Below are 17,135 nucleotides of genomic sequence, written 5' to 3'. Positions count from 1 at the left end.
GGCGGCCCCCCCGCCCGCGGCCCCGCCCCCCCCCACCCCCCCCCGCCCCCCCGCCCGGGGCCCCCCCCCCCCCCGCCGGGGGGGGGGGCCCGCCCGGTCCGTGTGGACGAAGCTCTCGTGCCGGTGCTCCGTGGAGGACGGTGTGCGGCTTCGGTGGTCCGTGGGTCAGGCCGTCTCGTCACCGAGCGGCTGCGGGTTCGGGCTGATCCGCCTGGGCTTGGGCCGCCCCGGGGGGTGCAGGAACACCGCGACGCAACCGGCGAACAGGGAGATCGAACCCGCCAGGACGAACGCGCCCGCGTAGTCCCAGGTCGCCACCACGACGGCACCCATGCCGGATCCGAGCAGACCGGAGACGAGCTTCGAGGAGTACACCAGGCCGTAGTTCGTGGCGTTGTTGTTCTCACCGAAGTAGTCGGCGGTCATCGCGGCGAACATCGGGAAGATGGCACCGCCGCCGAACCCGGAGATCGACGAGAACAGCAGGAACAGCGGCAGGTTCCCGATGTTCCCGGAGAACAGGATGCCGTACTGGGACAGCCCGAGGATGATGCAGACGAAGATCAGGCACTGCTTGCGGCCGTACCGGTCGGAGAGCCAGCCGATGACACCGCGGCCGGTGCCGTTGACGATCGCCTTCAGGGACATGGCGGTCGCCACGATGCCGCCCGCGAAGCCCGCGTCGTCACCGAAGGGCACCTGGAAGGCGATACCGAAGATGTTCACCCCCGATGTGCACAGCAGGCAGAACCACATCAGGCCCACCCGCCCGGTCCGCCACGCCTCCATGGGGGTGTACTGGTGCACGGCCGGCGGGTTCTTCTCCATCGCGCGCCGGGTGCGCGCGTCGGTCGGCTTCTTCAGCGGATCGATGTCGGCCGGCCACCAGTTCTTCGGCGGGTCCTTGAAGAAGTAGCCGGACACCGCCACCACACCGGCCAGGAACACACCCACCGCGACCAGCACCCAGCGGAAGTTGGTGAGGTCCATGTAGCCGGTGAAGAGGAAGACGAACGGCACCGAACCGTAGGCGAAACCGCCGTTCACGAAGCCGGTCTTGCCGCCCTTGCGCTCCGGATACCACTTGGCGACCATGTTCACGCAGGTCGCGTACACCATGCCGGCACCTATACCGCTGAACATGCCGAAGCCGAGGTACGCGACGATCACATGCGGCGCGAAGGCCAGTGAGACATAGCCCAGCAGGGTCCCCACCGCGCCGCACATCATCGCCCAGCGGGCCGGCAGTTTCCCGCTCTCCCGCAGCTTGCCCGCCGGGAAGGCCACCGCCGCCTGGAAGAACACCCACACGCCCAGCATCCAGAAGATGTGCGCGCTGCTCCATGAATGGGCCGTGTGCAGGGTGTCCTCGGCGGAAGCGAACGCGTACTCCGCCGAGCTGATGCCCATCATGCCGATCCACGGCAGGATGACCATCCACTTGCGCTTGCGGCCCATGATGTCGATGTCGGTCTCACCGAGGCGGTAGACGCGTCCGTTCGCGTCGGCCACCTCCCGGTAGGGAACCGGCTTACGCAGATCGGTCGTTGTCATGTCGTGTCGCACCCCTTGCGTCGAAAGTTCTGGCCAGCGCCCCCTGTCCAATGCCTTTCGTGCGCGTTCGGGTCCCGGGGCCGGCCGACGCGCACCGTCGGCCGGCCCCCCGGTCCGCTCACCTCATGAACCGCCCCCCCAGCAACCCCGCCGCCCGCGCCCAGCGGTACTTCGCGCCGAGGACCGCCACCGGCCGCTCGGTCGTGTACGGGTATGCCACGACGCCCCGCTCGAAGAGGTACTGGCACGCCTCCTCGACCTCCACATCGCCCGCGAGTGACGCCACCACCGGCTTCTCGATGCCGCGTTCACGGAACTCGGCCACCACGCGCGCGGTGAGCTCGGCGAACACCATGGGAGGCGTGACGATGGTGTGCCAGTAGCCGAGGACGAGCGCGTGGACGCGCGGGTCCTCCAGGCCCAGCCGGATCGTCGCCTCGTACGTCGACGGCGGCTCGCCCCCGGTGATGTCCACCGGGTTGCCGGCCGCCCCGAAGGGCGGAATGAACGCGCGGAACGCCGCGTCCAGATCCGGCGGGATCTCCATCAGCGACAGCCCGTTGTCCGTCACCGCGTCCGACAGCAGTACCCCGCTGCCGCCCGCCCCCGTGATGATCACGACGTTGTCGCCCTTCGGGGCGGGCAGCACCGGCAACGCGCGCGCGTACTCGAGCATGTCGCTGAGACCCGGCGCGCGGATCACCCCGGCCTGCCGCAGGATGTCGTCGTACACGGCGTCGTCGCCCGCCAGCGCGCCGGTGTGCGAACCCGCGGCCTTCGCGCCCGCCGCCGTACGCCCCGCCTTCAGCACCACGACCGGCTTCTTCGGCACCGTCTCGCGCGCGGCCCGCACGAACGCCCGCCCGTCCTTGAGATCCTCCAGGTGCATGGCGATGCAGTCGGTGCGCGGGTCCTGCCCGAACCAGGTCAGCAGGTCGTCCTCGTCCAGGTCCGACTTGTTGCCCAGCCCGACGATCGCCGACACACCCGTCCGCGTGGTGCGTGCGAACCCCAGGATGGCCATCCCGATACCGCCCGACTGCGACGTCAGCGCGACCCCGCCCTTGACGTCGTACGGCGTGCAGAACGTGGCGCACAGGTCGTGCCACGTCGAGTAGTAGCCGTAGATGTTGGGTCCGAGGAGCCGGACGCCGTGCCGCTCGGCGATCGCCACGATCTCGTCCTGGAGCTCCTGCTCCCCGGTCTCCGCGAACCCGGAGGGGATGAGGACGGCGTTCGGGATCCCCTTGCGTCCCACCTCCTCCAGCGCCGCGGCCACGAACCTGGCGGGAATCGCGAAGACCGCGACATCCACCTCACCGGGGACGTCCGCGACACTCTTGTACGCCTTGCGGCCCAGAATGTCGTCGGACCTGGGGTTCACCGGATGGATCTCCCCGGCGAAGCCGCCGTCCACCAGGTTGCGCATCACCGAGTTACCGATCTTGCCCGGCTCGGCGGAGGCGCCGATCACGGCGACCGAACGCGGCTGCATCAGCCGCCGCATGGAGACGAGGATCTCCTCACGCGAGTATTGGCGGCGCTCCTTGGGCATCTCGGTCGCCAGGATCACCCGGATGTCGGCGGCGACCGCCCCGCCCGGTGTGGCGATCACCGGGTTGAGGTCCACCTCGGCGATCTCCGGGAAGTCCGCGACGAGTTGCGACACCCGGCGGATCTGCTCCGCGACCGCCCACCGGTCCACACCCGGCCGGCCCCGCACCCCGCGAAGGACCTCCGCCGCCCGGATCGAGTCCAGCATCGACAGCGCCTCGTCGGGGTCCACCGGCGCGAGCCGGAAGGTGATGTCCTTGAGCACCTCGACGAGCACCCCGCCGAGCCCGAACGCCACCACCTTCCCGAACGTCGGGTCCGTGACCGCCCCGACGATGACCTCCTGCCCCTGCGGCAGCAGCTCCTGCACCTGCACGCCGTCGATCCGGGCGGCCGGGTCGTACGTGCGCGCGTTCTCCACGATCCGGCAGAACGCCGCCCGCACATCGGCCGCCCCCTCCACCCCGACGATCACACCGCCGGCGTCGGTCTTGTGCAGGATGTCCGGTGAGACGATCTTCATCACGACGGGCCCGCCGAACCGCGCCGCGTATGCCACGGCCTCGTCGACGTCCGTCGCCAGCTCCTCACCCGGTACGGCGATCCCGTACGCGTCCGCCAGCACCTTGCCCTCGGGGGCGGTGAGCGCGGTGCGCCCCTCGGCGCGCACCGCGTCGAGCAGCGCGCGCACCCGGAGCGTGCGGTCCTCGGCCATCACGTCAGATCACCCCGTTCGACTTGAGCAGGCGCAGTTCCTCGTCACCGAGGCCGAGTTCGCCGACGAACACCTCTTCGTTGTGCTCGCCGAGCAGCGGGGAGGCGACCACGTCGACGGGGGAGTCGGAGAGCTTCAGCGGGCTGCCGACGGTGACGAACTCACCGCGCTCGGGGTGCGGGACGGTGACGACCATCCCGTTCGCCGCCAGCGAGGCGTCCTCGATGATCTCCTTGGTGGACAGGATCGGCCCGCACGGAATGTTGTGCGCGTTCAGCCGCTCCAGCACCTCCCACTTGGGCAGCGTCGAGGACCACTCCTCGATCAGCTGGAACAGCTTGCCGAGCTTGGGCAGCCGGGCCTGCGGCGTCGCCCAGTCGGGGTCCTCGGCCAGCTCCGGCCGGCCGATCAGCTCACTGAGCGGCTTCCAGCCGACGGGCTGCACGATCACGTACACGTAGTCGTTCGGACCGCCCGGCGCGCACTTGACCGCCCAGCCGGGCTGCCCGCCGCCGGACGCGTTCCCGGACCGGGGAACCTCGTCGCCGAAGTCCTCGTTGGGATATTCGGCGAGCGGACCGTGGGCCAGGCGCTGCTGGTCGCGCAGCTTCACCCGGCAGAGGTTGAGCACCGCGTGCTGCATGGCCACGTTCACCCGCTGCCCGCGCCCGGTGGACTCCCGCTGGAACAGTGCGGCGAGGATGCCCGCCACCACGTGGATGCCCGTGCCCGAGTCCCCGATCTGGGCGCCCGTCGCCAGCGGCGGTCCGTCCTCGAAACCGGTGGTCGACATCGACCCGCCCATGGCCTGCGCGACGACCTCGTACGCCTTGAAGGCGGTGTACGGACCGTCGCCGAACCCCTTGATGGAGGCATAGACGATCCGTGGATTGATCTCCTTGATGCGGTCCCAGGTGAAGCCCATCCGGTCGACGGCGCCCGGCCCGAAGTTCTCGACCATGACGTCCGAGCGCCGGATCAGCTCGGTGAGGATCTCCTTGCCGCGCTCGGTTTTGGTGTTGAGGGTGATGCTCCGCTTGTTGCAGTTGAGCATCGTGAAGTAGAGGGAGTCGACGTCGGGGAGGTCGCGCAGCTGTTTGCGCGTGATGTCCCCGGTCGGGGCCTCCAGTTTGACGACGTCCGCGCCGAGCCAGGCGAGCAGCTGGGTCGCGGAGGGTCCGGACTGGACATGCGTCATGTCCAGGACGCGGACCCCGTCGAGGGCCTTGGCGGGGAGTGCGCCCGTGGCGGCGGACGTGCCGGCGGACGTGGCGGTGGGCGTGCTCGTGGCGGTCTCGGTGGTCACCGGGGTCACCTCACTTGTACATCGTCTGGTTCATGGTTCCGGGGGCGTACGCGTCCGGGTCGACCCAGACGTTGATCAGGGACGGTTTGCCCGACTCGCGGGCCCGGCGCAGCGCGGGGCCGATGTCGGCCGGGTCGCGGACCTCCTCGCCGTGACCGCCCAGCATTTGCGCGAACTTGTCGTACGGGACGTCGCCGAGGGTGTTGCCGACCCGCTCCCGTTCCTTGCCGTACTTGGCGGCCTGGCCGTAACGGATCTGGTTCATCGAGGAGTTGTTGCCGACGATGCCGACGAACGGCAGGTCGTAGCGGACGAGGGTCTCGAAGTCCCAGCCGGTCAGTGAGAAGGCGCCGTCGCCGAAGAGGGCGACGACCTCCTTGTCGGGCCGCGCCTGCTTGGCCGCGAGCACGAAGGGGACCCCGACGCCGAGCGTGCCGAGCGGGCCCGGGTCCATCCAGTGGCCGGGCGACTTGGGCTGCACGACCTGACCGGAGAAGGTGACGATGTCGCCGCCGTCGCCGATGTAGATCGAGTCCTCGGTGAGGAAGTCGTTGATCTCGCCGACCAGCCGGTACGGGTGAATGGGCGACGCGTCCGACTTCAACTGCGGCAGCCGCTTCTCCAGGGCGACCTGCTCGGCGGCACGCAGTTCGTCCAGCCACTCCTTGCGCCGCGAGGCACCACCGTTGACCCGGCCGGAGGCCGCCTCGGTCACCGACTTCAGCACCAGTCCCGCGTCGCCGACGATGCCGAGGTCGATGTCGCGGTTCTTGCCGACGGTGCGGTAGTCGAGGTCGATCTGCACGACCGTCGCGGTGGGGGAGAGCCGCTTGCCGTAGCCCATGCGGAAGTCGAAGGGCGTGCCGACGATCACGATGACGTCGGCGTTGGTGAAGGCGTACCGGCGCGACAGCTGGAAGTGGTGCGGGTCCCCGGGCGGCAGGGTGCCGCGTCCCGCGCCGTTCATGTACGCGGGGATGTTGAGGGTGCGGACGAGTTCGATGGCCGCCTCGGTGCCCCGGGTGGTCCACACCTGGCTGCCGAGCAGGATCGCCGGCTTCTCGGCGTGCACCAGCAGATCGGCGAGTTTCTCGACGGCCTCGGGGTCGCCGGGCGAGCGCGTCGAGGCGCGGTAGGCGCCCTGCCGCGGCACGCGCGCCGTGGACGCCGGGACCTTGGCGTCCAGGACGTCGCGCGGGATCTCCAGGAAGGAGGGGCCGGGAGCGCCGTGGTAGCACTCGCGGAAGGCCATCGACACCATGTCCGCGGCCCGCGCCGTGTGCGGCACGGTCGCCGCGAACTTGGTGATGGGACTCATCATGTCGACGTGCGGCAGGTCCTGCAGTGACCCCATCTTGTGCTGGGTCAGAGCCCCCTGACCACCTATCAGCAGCATGGGGGACTCGGCCCGGAAGGCGTTGGCCACCCCGGTGACGGCGTCGGTGGTGCCCGGGCCCGCGGTGACGACCGCGCAGCCCGGCTTGCCGGTGATGCGCGCGTAGCCGTCGGCCGCGTGCGCGGCGACCTGTTCGTGACGTACGTCGACGACCTCGATGCCCTCGTCGACGCAGCCGTCGTAGATGTCGATGATGTGGCCGCCGCACAGCGTGTAGATGCGGTCGACGCCCTCGGCCTTGAGGGCCTTGGCGACGAGATGACCGCCGGAGACCAGGTCCTGTGTGTCGTCGGGCATGGCGAAGTCCTGTCCCTTCCTAGGGGGTGGGAACGCTCTCGTGTACTGCTCTCGTGCACCGCTCTCGCAGTACATTGCATACAGTCGACGAATACTGTATGAAGCTTGTTATCCCTCATCCCATGGGAGGTGTCCAGGGGGTGCGCGGCACTTTTCCACCGCCGGACCCCGGGCCGTCTCCCTCCCCTAGGTGCGCTTCCCCGCGGCCTTCCGGCAACTTCGCAGACAGGAGCCGAGATGGACCTGTACGAACATCAGGCACGTGAACTCTTCGAGGAACGCGGCATCGTGGTGCCGGCGGCCGAGGTCACCGACTCGCCCAAACAGGCCCGTGAGATCGCCCGTCGGCTCGGCGGTCGTGCCGTCGTCAAGGCGCAGGTCAAGACCGGCGGGCGCGGCAAGGCGGGCGGTGTGAAGCTCGCCGCCGACCCCGCCGCCGCCGAGCTGACGGCACGTCAGATGCTCGGTATGGACATCAAGGGCCACACCGTCGGCAAGGTCATGCTCGCCCGCCCCGTCGACATCCAGGACGAGTTCTACGTCTCCTACGTCCTCGACCGTGCGGCGGGCCGCTTCCTCGCGATCGCCTCCGCCGAGGGCGGCATGGACATCGAGGAGGTCGCCGCCACCCGCCCCGAGGCCGTCGCCCGCATCCCCGTCGACCCCGCCGAGGGCGTCACCTCGGCGACCGCGGCCCGTATCGCCGACGCGGCCGGTCTGCCGCCGCAGTCCGTCGACGTCCTGGTCCGGCTGTGGGAGGTCCTCGTCCGCGAGGACGCCCTGCTGGTCGAGGTCAACCCGCTCGTCCGCACCGGCGACGGACGGATCATGGCCCTCGACGGCAAGGTCACCCTCGACGACAACGCGCGCTTCCGGCAGGCACGTCGGGGTACCGAGGACACCGGTCACGAGGACCCGCTGGAGGCGGCCGCGGCGGCGAAGGGCCTCAACTACGTCAAGCTGGACGGCGAGGTCGGCATCATCGGCAACGGCGCCGGCCTGGTCATGTCGACCCTCGACGTCGTCGCCGGCTGCGGGGCCCGGCCCGCCAACTTCCTCGACATCGGCGGCGGGGCGTCGGCGCAGGTCATGGCGGACGGCCTCTCCGTCATCCTCTCCGACCCGGCCGTGAAGTCCGTCTTCGTCAACGTCTTCGGCGGCATCACCGCCTGCGACGCGGTGGCCGACGGCATCGTCCAGGCCCTCACCACCGTCCGGCTGACCAGACCACTCGTCGTCCGCCTCGACGGCAACAACGCGGCCCAAGGCCGCGCCATTCTCGACGCGCACGCGCACGCGCACCCGCTCCTCGAGCAGGTCACCACCATGGACGGCGCCGCGCACCGCGCGGCCGAACTCGCCACCACAGCCTGAGGAGAGCAGACATGGCGATCCACCTCACCAAGGAGAGCAAGGTCCTCGTCCAGGGCATGACCGGCGGCGAGGGCATGAAGCACACCCGGCGCATGCTCGCGGCCGGCACCGACGTCGTCGGCGGGGTCAACCCGCGCAAGGCCGGCCGGACCGTCGACTTCGACGACCGGGCCGTCCCCGTCTTCGGATCGGTCGCCGACGGTATACAGGCGACCGGAGCCGACGTCACGGTCGTCTTCGTACCGCCGGCCTTCGCCAGGTCGGCCGTCGTCGAAGCGGCCGACGCCGGAATCGGCCTGGCCGTCGTCATCACCGAGGGCATCCCCGTCCACGACTCCGTCGCCTTCACCACCCACGCACGACACAAGGGCACCCGGGTCATCGGCCCCAACTGCCCCGGCTTGATCACCCCCGGACAGTCCAACGCCGGCATCATCCCGGCCGACATCACCAAGCCGGGCCCCGTCGGACTGGTCTCCAAGTCCGGCACCCTCACCTACCAGCTCATGTACGAGCTGCGGGACATCGGCTTCTCGACCTGCGTCGGCATCGGCGGCGACCCCGTCGTCGGCACCACCCACATCGACTGCCTCGCCGCCTTCCAGGACGACCCCGACACCGACCTCGTCGTCCTGATCGGCGAGATCGGCGGCGACGCCGAGGAACGCGCGGCGGCCTACATCCGCGAGCACGTCACCAAGCCGGTCGTCGCCTACATCGCGGGCTTCACCGCACCCGAGGGCCGTACCATGGGACACGCAGGCGCGATCGTCTCCGGCTCCTCGGGCACGGCACGGGCCAAGAAGGAAGCCCTCGAAGCCGTCGGTGTCCGGGTGGGCGACACCCCCACGGAGACGGCTCGGCACGTGCTCGCCGTCCTGGAAGCGGGGCGGTGACCCCGGCCGTCCCTTCGACCGCCACCACCCCAGCCAAGGGCGGGCCCAAGGGCCCCTTCTCTCGACTGTGCACCGAGAGCGGAGTGAACCGTATGGCATCCACCCCGACCACCTTCACCACCCTCACCCTCAAAGCCGGCACCTCCTGGACCGACGCCTGGCAGCGTTGCCTCGCCGTCGCCCCCGAGGCTTTCCGGGACGACCGGGTTCTCAACCTCTGGAACGCCGCCTGGCAGGCCGACGGCCGGGCGCTGCCCGCCGCCAGCCCCGTCGACGGCGGCCCCGTCGCGGGCCCGCCGCGCCTGGACCTGGTCACCGCCCGGCACGCCGTACGCGCCGCGCTCGACCAGCACCGCGCCTGGCGGCACATCCCGCTGCCGGAACGCCGGGCCCGCGTCAGCGCCACCCTCGACGCCCTCACCGAGCACCGCGAGCTGCTCGCCCTCCTCCTCGTCTGGGAGATCGGCAAACCCTGGCGGCTCGCCCAGGCGGACGTCGACCGGGCCATCGACGGCGTGCGCTGGTACGTCGACGGCATCGACGAGATGCTCGCCGGCCGGACCCCGCTGGACGGACCCGTCTCCAACATCGCGAGCTGGAACTACCCGATGAGCGTGCTCGTCCACGCCCTGCTGGTCCAGGCACTGGCGGGCAACGCGGTCATCGCCAAGACCCCGACCGACGGCGGTGTCGCCTGCCTGACCCTGGCCTCGGCGCTCGCCGCCCGCGAGGGAATCCCGGTGACCCTCGTCAGCGGCGGTGGGGGCGAGCTGTCGGAGGCGCTGCTGCGGGCGCCCGAGATCGGCTGCGTCTCCTTCGTCGGCGGCCGCGACACCGGCTCCGCCGTGGCCACGGCCGTCGCCGACCTCGGCAAGCGGCACATCCTCGAACAGGAGGGACTCAACACCTGGGGCATCTGGAACCACTCGGACTGGGACACGTTCGCGGCGGTCGTGCCCAAGCTCTTCGACTACGGCAAGCAGCGCTGCACGGCATACCCGCGCTTCGTCGTCCAGCGGCACCTGTTCGACGACTTCCTGGCCGCGTACCTGCCCGCGGTGCGCACCCTCAGGGTCGGCCACCCGCTCGCCGTGGAGCACCCCGACGACCCCTTCCCGCGCCTGGACTTCGGACCGGTGATCAACGCGGCCAAGGCGAAGGAACTGCACGACCAGGTCGCCGAGGCCGTCGAGCGCGGCGCCGTGCCCCTGCACCGGGGCCGGGCGGAGGACGCCCGCTTCCTGCCCGGCCAGGACACCTCGGCGTACGTCCAGCCCGTCACGCTGCTCGCGCCGCCCCGCTCGTCCCCGCTGCACCACGCGGAGCCGTTCGGACCGGTCGACACGATCGTCCTCGTCGACACGGAGGCGGAGTTGCTGGCCGCCATGAACGCCTCCAACGGCGCCCTGGTGGCCACCCTGTCCACGGACGACCGGGCCACCTACGACCGGCTCGCCCCGCAGATCCGAGCCTTCAAAGTCGGCCACGGCACACCGCGCTCCCGAGGCGACCGCGACGAGCTGTTCGGCGGGTTCGGCGCGTCCTGGCGCGGCGCGTTCGTCGGCGGCGGGCTTCTGGTGCGGGCCGTGACACAGGGCCCGGCGGGGGAGCGGCTGCCGGGCAACTTCCCGGAGTACCAACTGATGCCGTGACGGGGAGCTGGGCCCCCGACAGCCGTTGCGCCACCCGGTCCCGGCCCTCCGTCCAGGGACACGGAAACGCAGGTGAAAGGCACTGCGAAACCTTGATATGGTTGTCCACGTCGCCGCAAGGGATCACTCCTGACAAGGCGGCAGACACCTGGTCCGGGTGGCGGAATGGCAGACGCGCTAGCTTGAGGTGCTAGTGCCCTTTATCGGGCGTGGGGGTTCAAGTCCCCCCTCGGACACTCGCGGTATTTCACGTAAATGCCCTGGTTGGCTTTACGGAACTCCCAGTTCGGATTCGTCCGGGCCGGGAGTTCTCTTTGTGTTCGGGATCTGGTTCGGCGAGGGCGGCCGACGAGCCCCGACGGCCGCCTTCTGCCTGTTGAACCCACTGGTGTTCGTGGGACGGTCGGTTTCCCCCGGGCCGCTGGTACCCGGTCATGCGTATGCGAAGGCATGGCGGGGCCGGCTTGGGGGGCGAAGGTACTGGTGAGGTGAGCTCGGGGGTGTGTCAGCCGGGTGGGGTGCCGTCGATGAGTGCGGTGAGGCTGGTTTCGCGGCGCCGGGCGCGTTTACGCGGTTCGGGTAGGGCTTGTTCCGTCGTTGGTCCGCCGTCGCGGCCGCAGAACTTGTCCAGCATGTGCAGGGGGTGGCGCGGGGGTGGCCGACGCCCTCGATCCGCGGTGGATGCGACTGGCGGGGGCACCCGGACAGGTATCCCCGCCAGTGAACAGGTGTTCAGGTGATCAGGTCTGGCACTGTTTCGTGGATGCCGGGGACCAGCTGCTCCAGGCACTGCCGTTGGCCTGAGCGCGCACTCTGATCTCGACCTTGCTGGAGTCGCAGTAGTAGGTAATGGCTCCCACTTCGACAGGGCCAACGGTCTGGCCTGCCCCGACAGTGGTACGGCTGTTGCCCATCTTCTTCCAGTCACCGCCCGCGAAACGCGCGTACGCCTCGTACGAGACGTTCAGGGCGCGTGTTCCTGTGTTGCGCAGCTTGACGTACGACGTCACCTCCCGGAAGGGGACTCTCTCAACCCATTCCTTCTGGGCGCTGATGCAGCCGTTGACGGCAATACGGCCGGTCGACGTGCCCCCGCCGCAGGCGATTGACGCGGCGTGAGCGGTGGTCGGGATTGTCAGCATGGTGAGTAGGGCTGCGCCCAGGATCGTTCCAGTACGCCTCAAATGCATGTCTCATTCCCTTCGTTGAGTCGATTTCTCCCGAAAGGCACCTTCGCTCACCTCGGGGCACGGTGTGCACGTTCATCAAATTTTTCACCCAGATACGCACAGTCATCCTATATAGGGGAAGAGTTGACCCATGAGAGGAATATCGACTGAAGCGTTTGTGTGCGGGGCCCCAACCCGCCCAAGGAGAGCGGGCGCAGCGCCGTTCCCGGTCTCAGTGGTCGCCTCGACCGAAGCCGCATCGCCGCGGCGGGAAAGGGCGGAGCCGACCTGACACCGTTCGCGGCCGAACACTTCCCGTTCATGAACCCGGACTTCGCCGACATGACCACACCGGCCCTCGTGGTGGCCGGGGACAAGGACGACTCGCCGCTGGCTGTCCGGGGAACGGAATGGCTTGCCGACCCGTACCTCCTGAGCCCGGGTGACAAGAGCCTGTTCACTCTGTTCGGGGCGGAACACTCGCTCGGCGGGATCGCCGGCTACGAGGTCCAGGAGACGACGGACGAGAACCCCGAGCGCGTCGCCCTGATCCAGCGGGTCACATGGGCCTGCCTTCGCCACGCACTCGGCATCGAGGATGCCGGCCGGACGGCATCCCGGAAGGCTTTGTCGGAGAGCGCCACCCCCATGGGGCGGATCGGATCCAAGTGAAGCTCCGATCCAAGTGAAGCTCCGAGAAGAGGACCACATCCGAGGCGGTCGCAGCCCTTGGTGAGGCGTCAGCCGTCCAACCACGGCGTCCCGGACGTGGGTGCGCGAACTCGGTGGTCCTCGTAAGGGCCCTCGGAAACACCGCCGTGGGCAGCGGCTCCGTGAGGGAGTCCACGCCTTCGGTGTTCACGGGGCCGTGGAGGCGAGGGAGGTTGCCCTCATGGTCGTGAGCGCCTGTGCGGTGACGCACCACAACACCGCGGCCCCCTTCATCCCGGGTGAGGGGGAAGGGGGCCGCGGTGAGGCGCCGGATCGTTCAGATCACGGGTCACGTGGCTGCGGGGGACCCGTCCCGGTCGGCGGTGGCGTCGACGCCGGCGGGGGTCTCGCCCTCGTCGAGGGCGATGTCCTTGGTCTCCTTGCCGATGAGCAGCGCGACCAGGGTCAGCAGCGCCATCGAGGAGAGGTAGACGCCGACCATCCACGGCGAGCCGTCACCGGCCTCCCACAGCGCCACCGCTATGAACGGGGCGACGGCCGCGCCGAGGATCGAGCTGACGTTGTACGAGATGCCGGAGCCGGTGTAACGCACGCTCGTCGGGAACAGCTCCGGCAGGAGCGCGCCCATCGGGCCGAAGGTCATGCCCATCAGGGTGAAGCCGAGCACCAGCCATAGCACCACGCCGAGCGTGCCCATACCGATCAGCGGCACCCACACCAGCCCGAAGACCGTGATCGCGACGGTGACCCAGATCAGGGTGGAGCGGCGGCCGTACTTGTCGGCGAGCGGGCCGGAGATCAGGGTGAACGCGGCGAAGAACAGCACCCCGAAGATCATCATCAGGACGAAGGTGGTGTAGCTGTACCCCAGTCCCGGCACGGCGGCGTCCTTGGCGGTACGGCCGTAACTGAGCGAGAACGTGGTCATCAGGTAGAAGAGCACGTACGTCGCCAGCATGAAGAAGGTGCCGAGGATCAGTTCCTTCCAGTGACTGCGGAAGACGGTGGCCATCGGCAGCTTCCGCACCAGCCCGGCCTCACGGGTCTTGGCGAAGACCGGCGCCTCGACCAGGCGCATCCGCACCCACAGGCCGATCACGACCATCACGGCCGAGAACAGGAACGGAATGCGCCAGCCCCAGCTCAGGAAGGCCTCGGAGGGCTGCGAGGGATCGGCGCCCGCGCTGGACGGCAGCAGCGCGCCGATGAGAAGGAAGAGGCCGTTGCCGATGATGAAGCCGAGCGGGGCGCCCAGCTGCGGGAACGTGCCGTAGAGGGCGCGCTTGTTCTTCGGGGCGTTCTCCGTGGCGACCAGCGCGGCGCCGCTCCACTCGCCGCCCAGCGCGAAGCCCTGCGCGAGCCGCATCAGCACCAGCAGTGCGGTGGCGATCCAGCCGGCCTGCTCGTAGGTGGGCAGCACGCCGATGAGGAAGGTGGCGATGCCCATGGTGAGAAGCGACGCCACCAGCGTGCCCTTGCGGCCGAGCCGGTCGCCGAGGTGCCCGAAGACGACGGCGCCGATCGGGCGCGCGACCATCGCGGCACCGAACACGGCGAACGACGACAGCAGCGCCGTGGTCGGGTCGCTGTTCGGGAAGAAGAGCGAGGGGAAGACCAGGACCGCGGCGGTCGCGTAGATGTAGAAGTCGTAGAACTCGATCGTCGTGCCGATGAGGCTCGCGACGAGGACGCGGGACCGCGAGTTGGCGGGGGCCTGGGCCGGACTGGTGGCTGATGCGGACATTTCTCGGTCTTTCGCACGAGGGCGGAGAACAGGCGCCGGCGGTACGCGCCGGCGACCCGTGCGGCATCAGGCCTCTCCGAGGGGAGCCGTGTGTACCGTACAGGCACATCGAGGCTCTCAGACATCTCACTTGTCAGTCGCCACGTACCAGAATGTGGGACGGAGTGGGGCGGGTGCCGGGCGCCCCGAGCGCGTGCCGGCGGGTGACGGAAAGCGGTCCCTCCCTTCATTGGACGGCGAACGGCGAACGGCCTGCGGCACGGGCTCGGGAGGAGTCCCGAGGCCCGTGCCGCAGGCCGTCGTCATGCCGCCGTACCGGAGTACCGCCGGAGTACCGCCGGAGTACCGCCGGAGTACCGCCGGAGTGCCGCCGGATCGCGGCGGTGCCGGAGGCGCCGGAAGGACCGGATCAGTCGCCGGTCTCGGCCTCCACCGGCTTCGGGATCATGAAGGACGTCACGAAGGCGGCGGCCAGGATGACGACTCCGGCGATCATGCCGGCGGTGTAGTCGGAGGGCGACGTGGGATCGTCGGGCAGGGCCGCCGTCTTGACCGCGTACAGCAGCGCGAAGCTGAGACCGGCACCGAGGTTGAACGCCCCCGCGTTCAGGCCGGGCAGGAATCCCGGGTTCTCCTTGGGGGACAGGACGATGCCGAGCCCGTTGAGCACGATGTTCGCCACGCCCGCGTAGGCGACACCGACCAGGACCGAGGCCAGCAGCAGCATGACGCGGGACTGGGAGTCGATCGTCAGGATCATCAGGGTGACCGCTGCCACGGCTCCGATCAGCCCGAACCGCAGGATGCGGCCGTACCCGAAGGTGGCGGCGAGCCGGCCGGCGAGGGGCCCCATGGCCAGGCCGGCCAGGGCGTACGGCGTGAGGGTCCACCACGCGGACTGTTCGGCGCTCATGCCGAGTCCGGCGTTCCCGTCCTGGGCGAGGGCCGGGATCAGCCCGTTCATGACGGCGAACACGCCCGTCATGGTGAGCAGGGTGGTCAGCAGGGTCGCCCAGGTCGAGCGCTGCTTCAGGTGCCGGGTGGCGACCAGCGGATGCCCGCTGCGGTTCTCGGTCCGCCAGAACAGACCGAAGACGACCGCTGCGACGACGACGAGGGCCGCGACGAGGAGCCAGTCGGCGTCGGCGAGCTTGCCGGCCTCGTTCAGCGCGACGAGCAGCGAGCCGACCGACACGACGAGGAGTGCGACGCCGGGCCAGTCCATCCGGGTCGCGGCGGGCGCCTTGGTCTCGGGAGTCAGGGTGGAGACCAGGACGCAGGCGAGGACCGCCACGACGGCCATCGTCCAGAAGACCGACCGGAAGCCGTAGTTGTCGGCCAGGAAGCCTCCGGCGAGGGCGTCGACACCGGCGATGCCGCCGTTGACGGCGGTGATCACACCGAGCAGGGTGCCGTACCTCTTCGGTTCGGTCACCTCCTGCCGCAGCATGATCAGGCAGAGGGGAACGACCGGGCCGGACACGCCCTGGATGATGCGGCCGACGAACAGCACCGGCACGCTCGGCGCCAGTGCGGCGACGACGCAGCCGACGGCCATCAGGGCCAGCATCCCGGCCAGGACCTTGCGCCGGCCGATGACGTCGCCCAGCCTCGGCAGGAAGAGCGAGAACAGTGCCGCCGAGGTGAAGAACGCGGTCTGGGTGAGCCCGATCTCGGCCGAGCTGGCCCCGAAGCTCTCCTCGATGTTCTTCAGCGCGGGGCTGAGCATGCTGGCGTTGAGCTGGAAGGCGAAGCAGGCCGAGAGGAGTGCGACGAGCAGCACACCCACGCGGGTGGTACGGCGGCCCGGCGTCTCGCTGGGCCGGCTCGTGGTGGCGGGTGCGCTCATGCCTCGACGTCACCGATCCGCTCGAGGGCGTCCACCACGAGGTCCCAGAACCGCTCGCGGTCGAGCTCGACCGCGACCTGGGTGTGGCAGTCGGCCGGCGCCGGGGCCCGGAAGTCCGTCACGGTCATGCCCAGGGTCAGGCCGCCGGTGAGTTCGACGTCCACGGGAGCCTTGCGCACCGTCATGACGCTCGGGTCGATCACGTACGCGACCGCGCACGGGTCGTGCACGGGCGGGTGCTCGAAGCCCTGCGCCTCCTTGTAGGTGGCGCCGAAGAAGTCCAGCAGTTCGCCGACGAACTCGGCGGGCTTGGTGCCGACCGCCGCGATCCTCTTGGCGACCTCGGGCGTCGCCAGCGCCTGGTGGGTCAGGTCGAGACCGACCATCGTGACCGGCCAGCTCTCGTTGAAGACGATGTGGGCGGCCTCGGGGTCGATGATGATGTTGAACTCGGCGACCGCGCTCCAGTTGCCCTCGTGGTAGCCGCCGCCCATCAGGACGACCTCGCGGACCCGCTCGACGATGCGGGGCTCCTTGCGCGCGGCGAGGGCGATGTTCGTCAGCCCGGCCGTCGGGACGATGGTGATCTCGCCGGGCTCGTGCGACATCACCGTGTCGATGATGAGGTCGACGGCGTGCCGGCGGTCCAGCTCGAGGGTCGGCTCGGGCAGCACGGGTCCGTCCAGACCGGTCTCGCCGTGGATGTCCGGTGCCGTCTCGATGGCCCGCACCAGGGGCCGCGGGCAGCCGGCGGCGAAGGGCACGCCGGTGATCCCGGCGATGCGCGCCACGGACAGGGCGTTGCGGGTCACCTTCTCCAGCGTCTGGTTCCCGACCACGGTCGTGACGGCGACCAGGTCGATGTCGGGGTTGCCGTGCGCCAGCAACAGTGCGATGGCGTCGTCGTGCCCGGGGTCGCAGTCGAGGATGATTTTCCTGGTCATCGGAAGAGCCCCT

General features: G+C 69.8%; 12 protein-coding genes, 1 tRNA gene and 1 pseudogene. 5 read left to right on the top strand and 9 right to left on the bottom strand.

The annotated features are described in order from the left end of the window. Window positions 1–165: 165 nt before the first annotated feature. The 4 genes from ACFYQA_RS27690 to ACFYQA_RS27675 form a co-directional block, all read right to left on the bottom strand. On the bottom strand, window positions 166–1,554 hold the full coding sequence (locus ACFYQA_RS27690) for an OFA family MFS transporter (RefSeq protein WP_388923245.1): 1,389 nt from the start codon (window positions 1,552–1,554) through the stop codon (window positions 166–168). 118 nt (window positions 1,555–1,672) lie between these two features. Further along, on the bottom strand, window positions 1,673–3,823 hold the full coding sequence (locus tag ACFYQA_RS27685) for an acetate--CoA ligase family protein (RefSeq protein WP_388923242.1): 2,151 nt from the start codon (window positions 3,821–3,823) through the stop codon (window positions 1,673–1,675). 4 nt (window positions 3,824–3,827) lie between these two features. Next, complete coding sequence (gene frc / locus ACFYQA_RS27680) at window positions 3,828–5,129, bottom strand: formyl-CoA transferase (protein ID WP_388923239.1); 1,302 nt, start codon at window positions 5,127–5,129, stop codon at window positions 3,828–3,830. 10 nt (window positions 5,130–5,139) lie between these two features. Continuing rightward, window positions 5,140–6,822: a thiamine pyrophosphate-binding protein gene (locus ACFYQA_RS27675; protein ID WP_388923238.1), complete on the bottom strand. Its 1,683-nt coding sequence runs from the start codon at window positions 6,820–6,822 to the stop codon at window positions 5,140–5,142. Window positions 6,823–7,059: 237 nt separating this feature from the next. Here ACFYQA_RS27675 and sucC point away from each other — a divergent pair, with 237 nt between their 5' ends. The 4 genes from sucC (at window position 7,060) to ACFYQA_RS27655 (ending at window position 10,980) form a co-directional block, all read left to right on the top strand. Next, complete coding sequence (gene sucC / locus ACFYQA_RS27670) at window positions 7,060–8,196, top strand: ADP-forming succinate--CoA ligase subunit beta (protein ID WP_388923236.1); 1,137 nt, start codon at window positions 7,060–7,062, stop codon at window positions 8,194–8,196. 11 nt (window positions 8,197–8,207) lie between these two features. Beyond that, window positions 8,208–9,092, top strand: coding sequence for a succinate--CoA ligase subunit alpha (gene sucD, locus ACFYQA_RS27665; RefSeq protein WP_388923233.1), 885 nt, complete (start codon window positions 8,208–8,210; stop codon window positions 9,090–9,092). A gap of 92 nt (window positions 9,093–9,184) precedes the next feature. Beyond that, the gene (locus ACFYQA_RS27660) at window positions 9,185–10,744 is read left to right on the top strand and encodes an aldehyde dehydrogenase family protein (protein WP_388923230.1); all 1,560 of its coding nucleotides are present in this window, start codon (window positions 9,185–9,187) and stop codon (window positions 10,742–10,744) included. A 151-nt stretch (window positions 10,745–10,895) separates the two neighbouring features. Further along, window positions 10,896–10,980, top strand: a tRNA-Leu gene (locus tag ACFYQA_RS27655). 269 nt (window positions 10,981–11,249) lie between these two features. Here ACFYQA_RS27655 and ACFYQA_RS27650 read toward each other — a convergent pair. Both ACFYQA_RS27650 and ACFYQA_RS27645 read right to left on the bottom strand, forming a co-directional pair. Then, window positions 11,250–11,378, bottom strand: a complete 129-nt coding sequence (locus ACFYQA_RS27650; protein ID WP_388923228.1) for a hypothetical protein — start codon at window positions 11,376–11,378, stop codon at window positions 11,250–11,252. Between the two features lie 106 nt (window positions 11,379–11,484). Continuing rightward, window positions 11,485–11,886, bottom strand: a complete 402-nt coding sequence (locus ACFYQA_RS27645; RefSeq protein WP_388923225.1) for a hypothetical protein — start codon at window positions 11,884–11,886, stop codon at window positions 11,485–11,487. A 249-nt stretch (window positions 11,887–12,135) separates the two neighbouring features. Here ACFYQA_RS27645 and ACFYQA_RS27640 point away from each other — a divergent pair. Then, window positions 12,136–12,585 (top strand): annotated as a pseudogene (locus ACFYQA_RS27640) (chlorophyllase); the annotation flags it as partial. 328 nt (window positions 12,586–12,913) lie between these two features. On the opposite strand, the gene ACFYQA_RS27635 reads toward ACFYQA_RS27640, so the two are convergent. The 3 genes from ACFYQA_RS27635 to ACFYQA_RS27625 form a co-directional block, all read right to left on the bottom strand. Then, window positions 12,914–14,329, bottom strand: coding sequence for an MFS transporter (locus ACFYQA_RS27635; RefSeq protein WP_388923222.1), 1,416 nt, complete (start codon window positions 14,327–14,329; stop codon window positions 12,914–12,916). Between the two features lie 409 nt (window positions 14,330–14,738). Continuing rightward, window positions 14,739–16,178, bottom strand: a complete 1,440-nt coding sequence (locus ACFYQA_RS27630; RefSeq protein WP_388923219.1) for an MFS transporter — start codon at window positions 16,176–16,178, stop codon at window positions 14,739–14,741. Next, window positions 16,175–17,122 (bottom strand): nucleoside hydrolase, encoded by a 948-nt coding sequence (locus tag ACFYQA_RS27625; RefSeq protein ID WP_065000735.1) that lies wholly within the window; start codon window positions 17,120–17,122, stop codon window positions 16,175–16,177. The genes ACFYQA_RS27630 and ACFYQA_RS27625 overlap by 4 nt, the downstream gene beginning before the upstream one ends. Window positions 17,123–17,135: the final 13 nt, after the last annotated feature.

Origin of the sequence: Streptomyces sp. NPDC005774, from assembly GCF_042871645.1 — a bacterium.
In the GTDB taxonomy this organism is placed as follows: Bacteria; Actinomycetota; Actinomycetes; order Streptomycetales; family Streptomycetaceae; genus Streptomyces; species Streptomyces pratens.
The sequence above is the reverse complement of the archived record's forward strand: the minus strand, read 5'-3'. Positions and strand labels throughout refer to the sequence as shown.

What these genes read in the sequence shown, in the direction of transcription:
- ACFYQA_RS27690 (WP_388923245.1), bottom strand. Translation starts at nt 1,554, where the DNA reads ATGACAACGACCGATCTGCGTAAGCCGGTTCCCTACCGGGAGGTGGCC.
- ACFYQA_RS27685 (WP_388923242.1), bottom strand. Translation starts at nt 3,823, where the DNA reads ATGGCCGAGGACCGCACGCTCCGGGTGCGCGCGCTGCTCGACGCGGTG.
- ACFYQA_RS27675 (WP_388923238.1), bottom strand. Translation starts at nt 6,822, where the DNA reads ATGCCCGACGACACACAGGACCTGGTCTCCGGCGGTCATCTCGTCGCC.
- sucC (WP_388923236.1), top strand. Translation starts at nt 7,060, where the DNA reads ATGGACCTGTACGAACATCAGGCACGTGAACTCTTCGAGGAACGCGGC.
- sucD (WP_388923233.1), top strand. Translation starts at nt 8,208, where the DNA reads ATGGCGATCCACCTCACCAAGGAGAGCAAGGTCCTCGTCCAGGGCATG.
- ACFYQA_RS27660 (WP_388923230.1), top strand. Translation starts at nt 9,185, where the DNA reads ATGGCATCCACCCCGACCACCTTCACCACCCTCACCCTCAAAGCCGGC.
- ACFYQA_RS27650 (WP_388923228.1), bottom strand. Translation starts at nt 11,378, where the DNA reads ATGCTGGACAAGTTCTGCGGCCGCGACGGCGGACCAACGACGGAACAA.
- ACFYQA_RS27645 (WP_388923225.1), bottom strand. Translation starts at nt 11,886, where the DNA reads ATGCTGACAATCCCGACCACCGCTCACGCCGCGTCAATCGCCTGCGGC.
- ACFYQA_RS27635 (WP_388923222.1), bottom strand. Translation starts at nt 14,329, where the DNA reads ATGTCCGCATCAGCCACCAGTCCGGCCCAGGCCCCCGCCAACTCGCGG.
- ACFYQA_RS27630 (WP_388923219.1), bottom strand. Translation starts at nt 16,178, where the DNA reads ATGAGCGCACCCGCCACCACGAGCCGGCCCAGCGAGACGCCGGGCCGC.
- ACFYQA_RS27625 (WP_065000735.1), bottom strand. Translation starts at nt 17,122, where the DNA reads ATGACCAGGAAAATCATCCTCGACTGCGACCCCGGGCACGACGACGCC.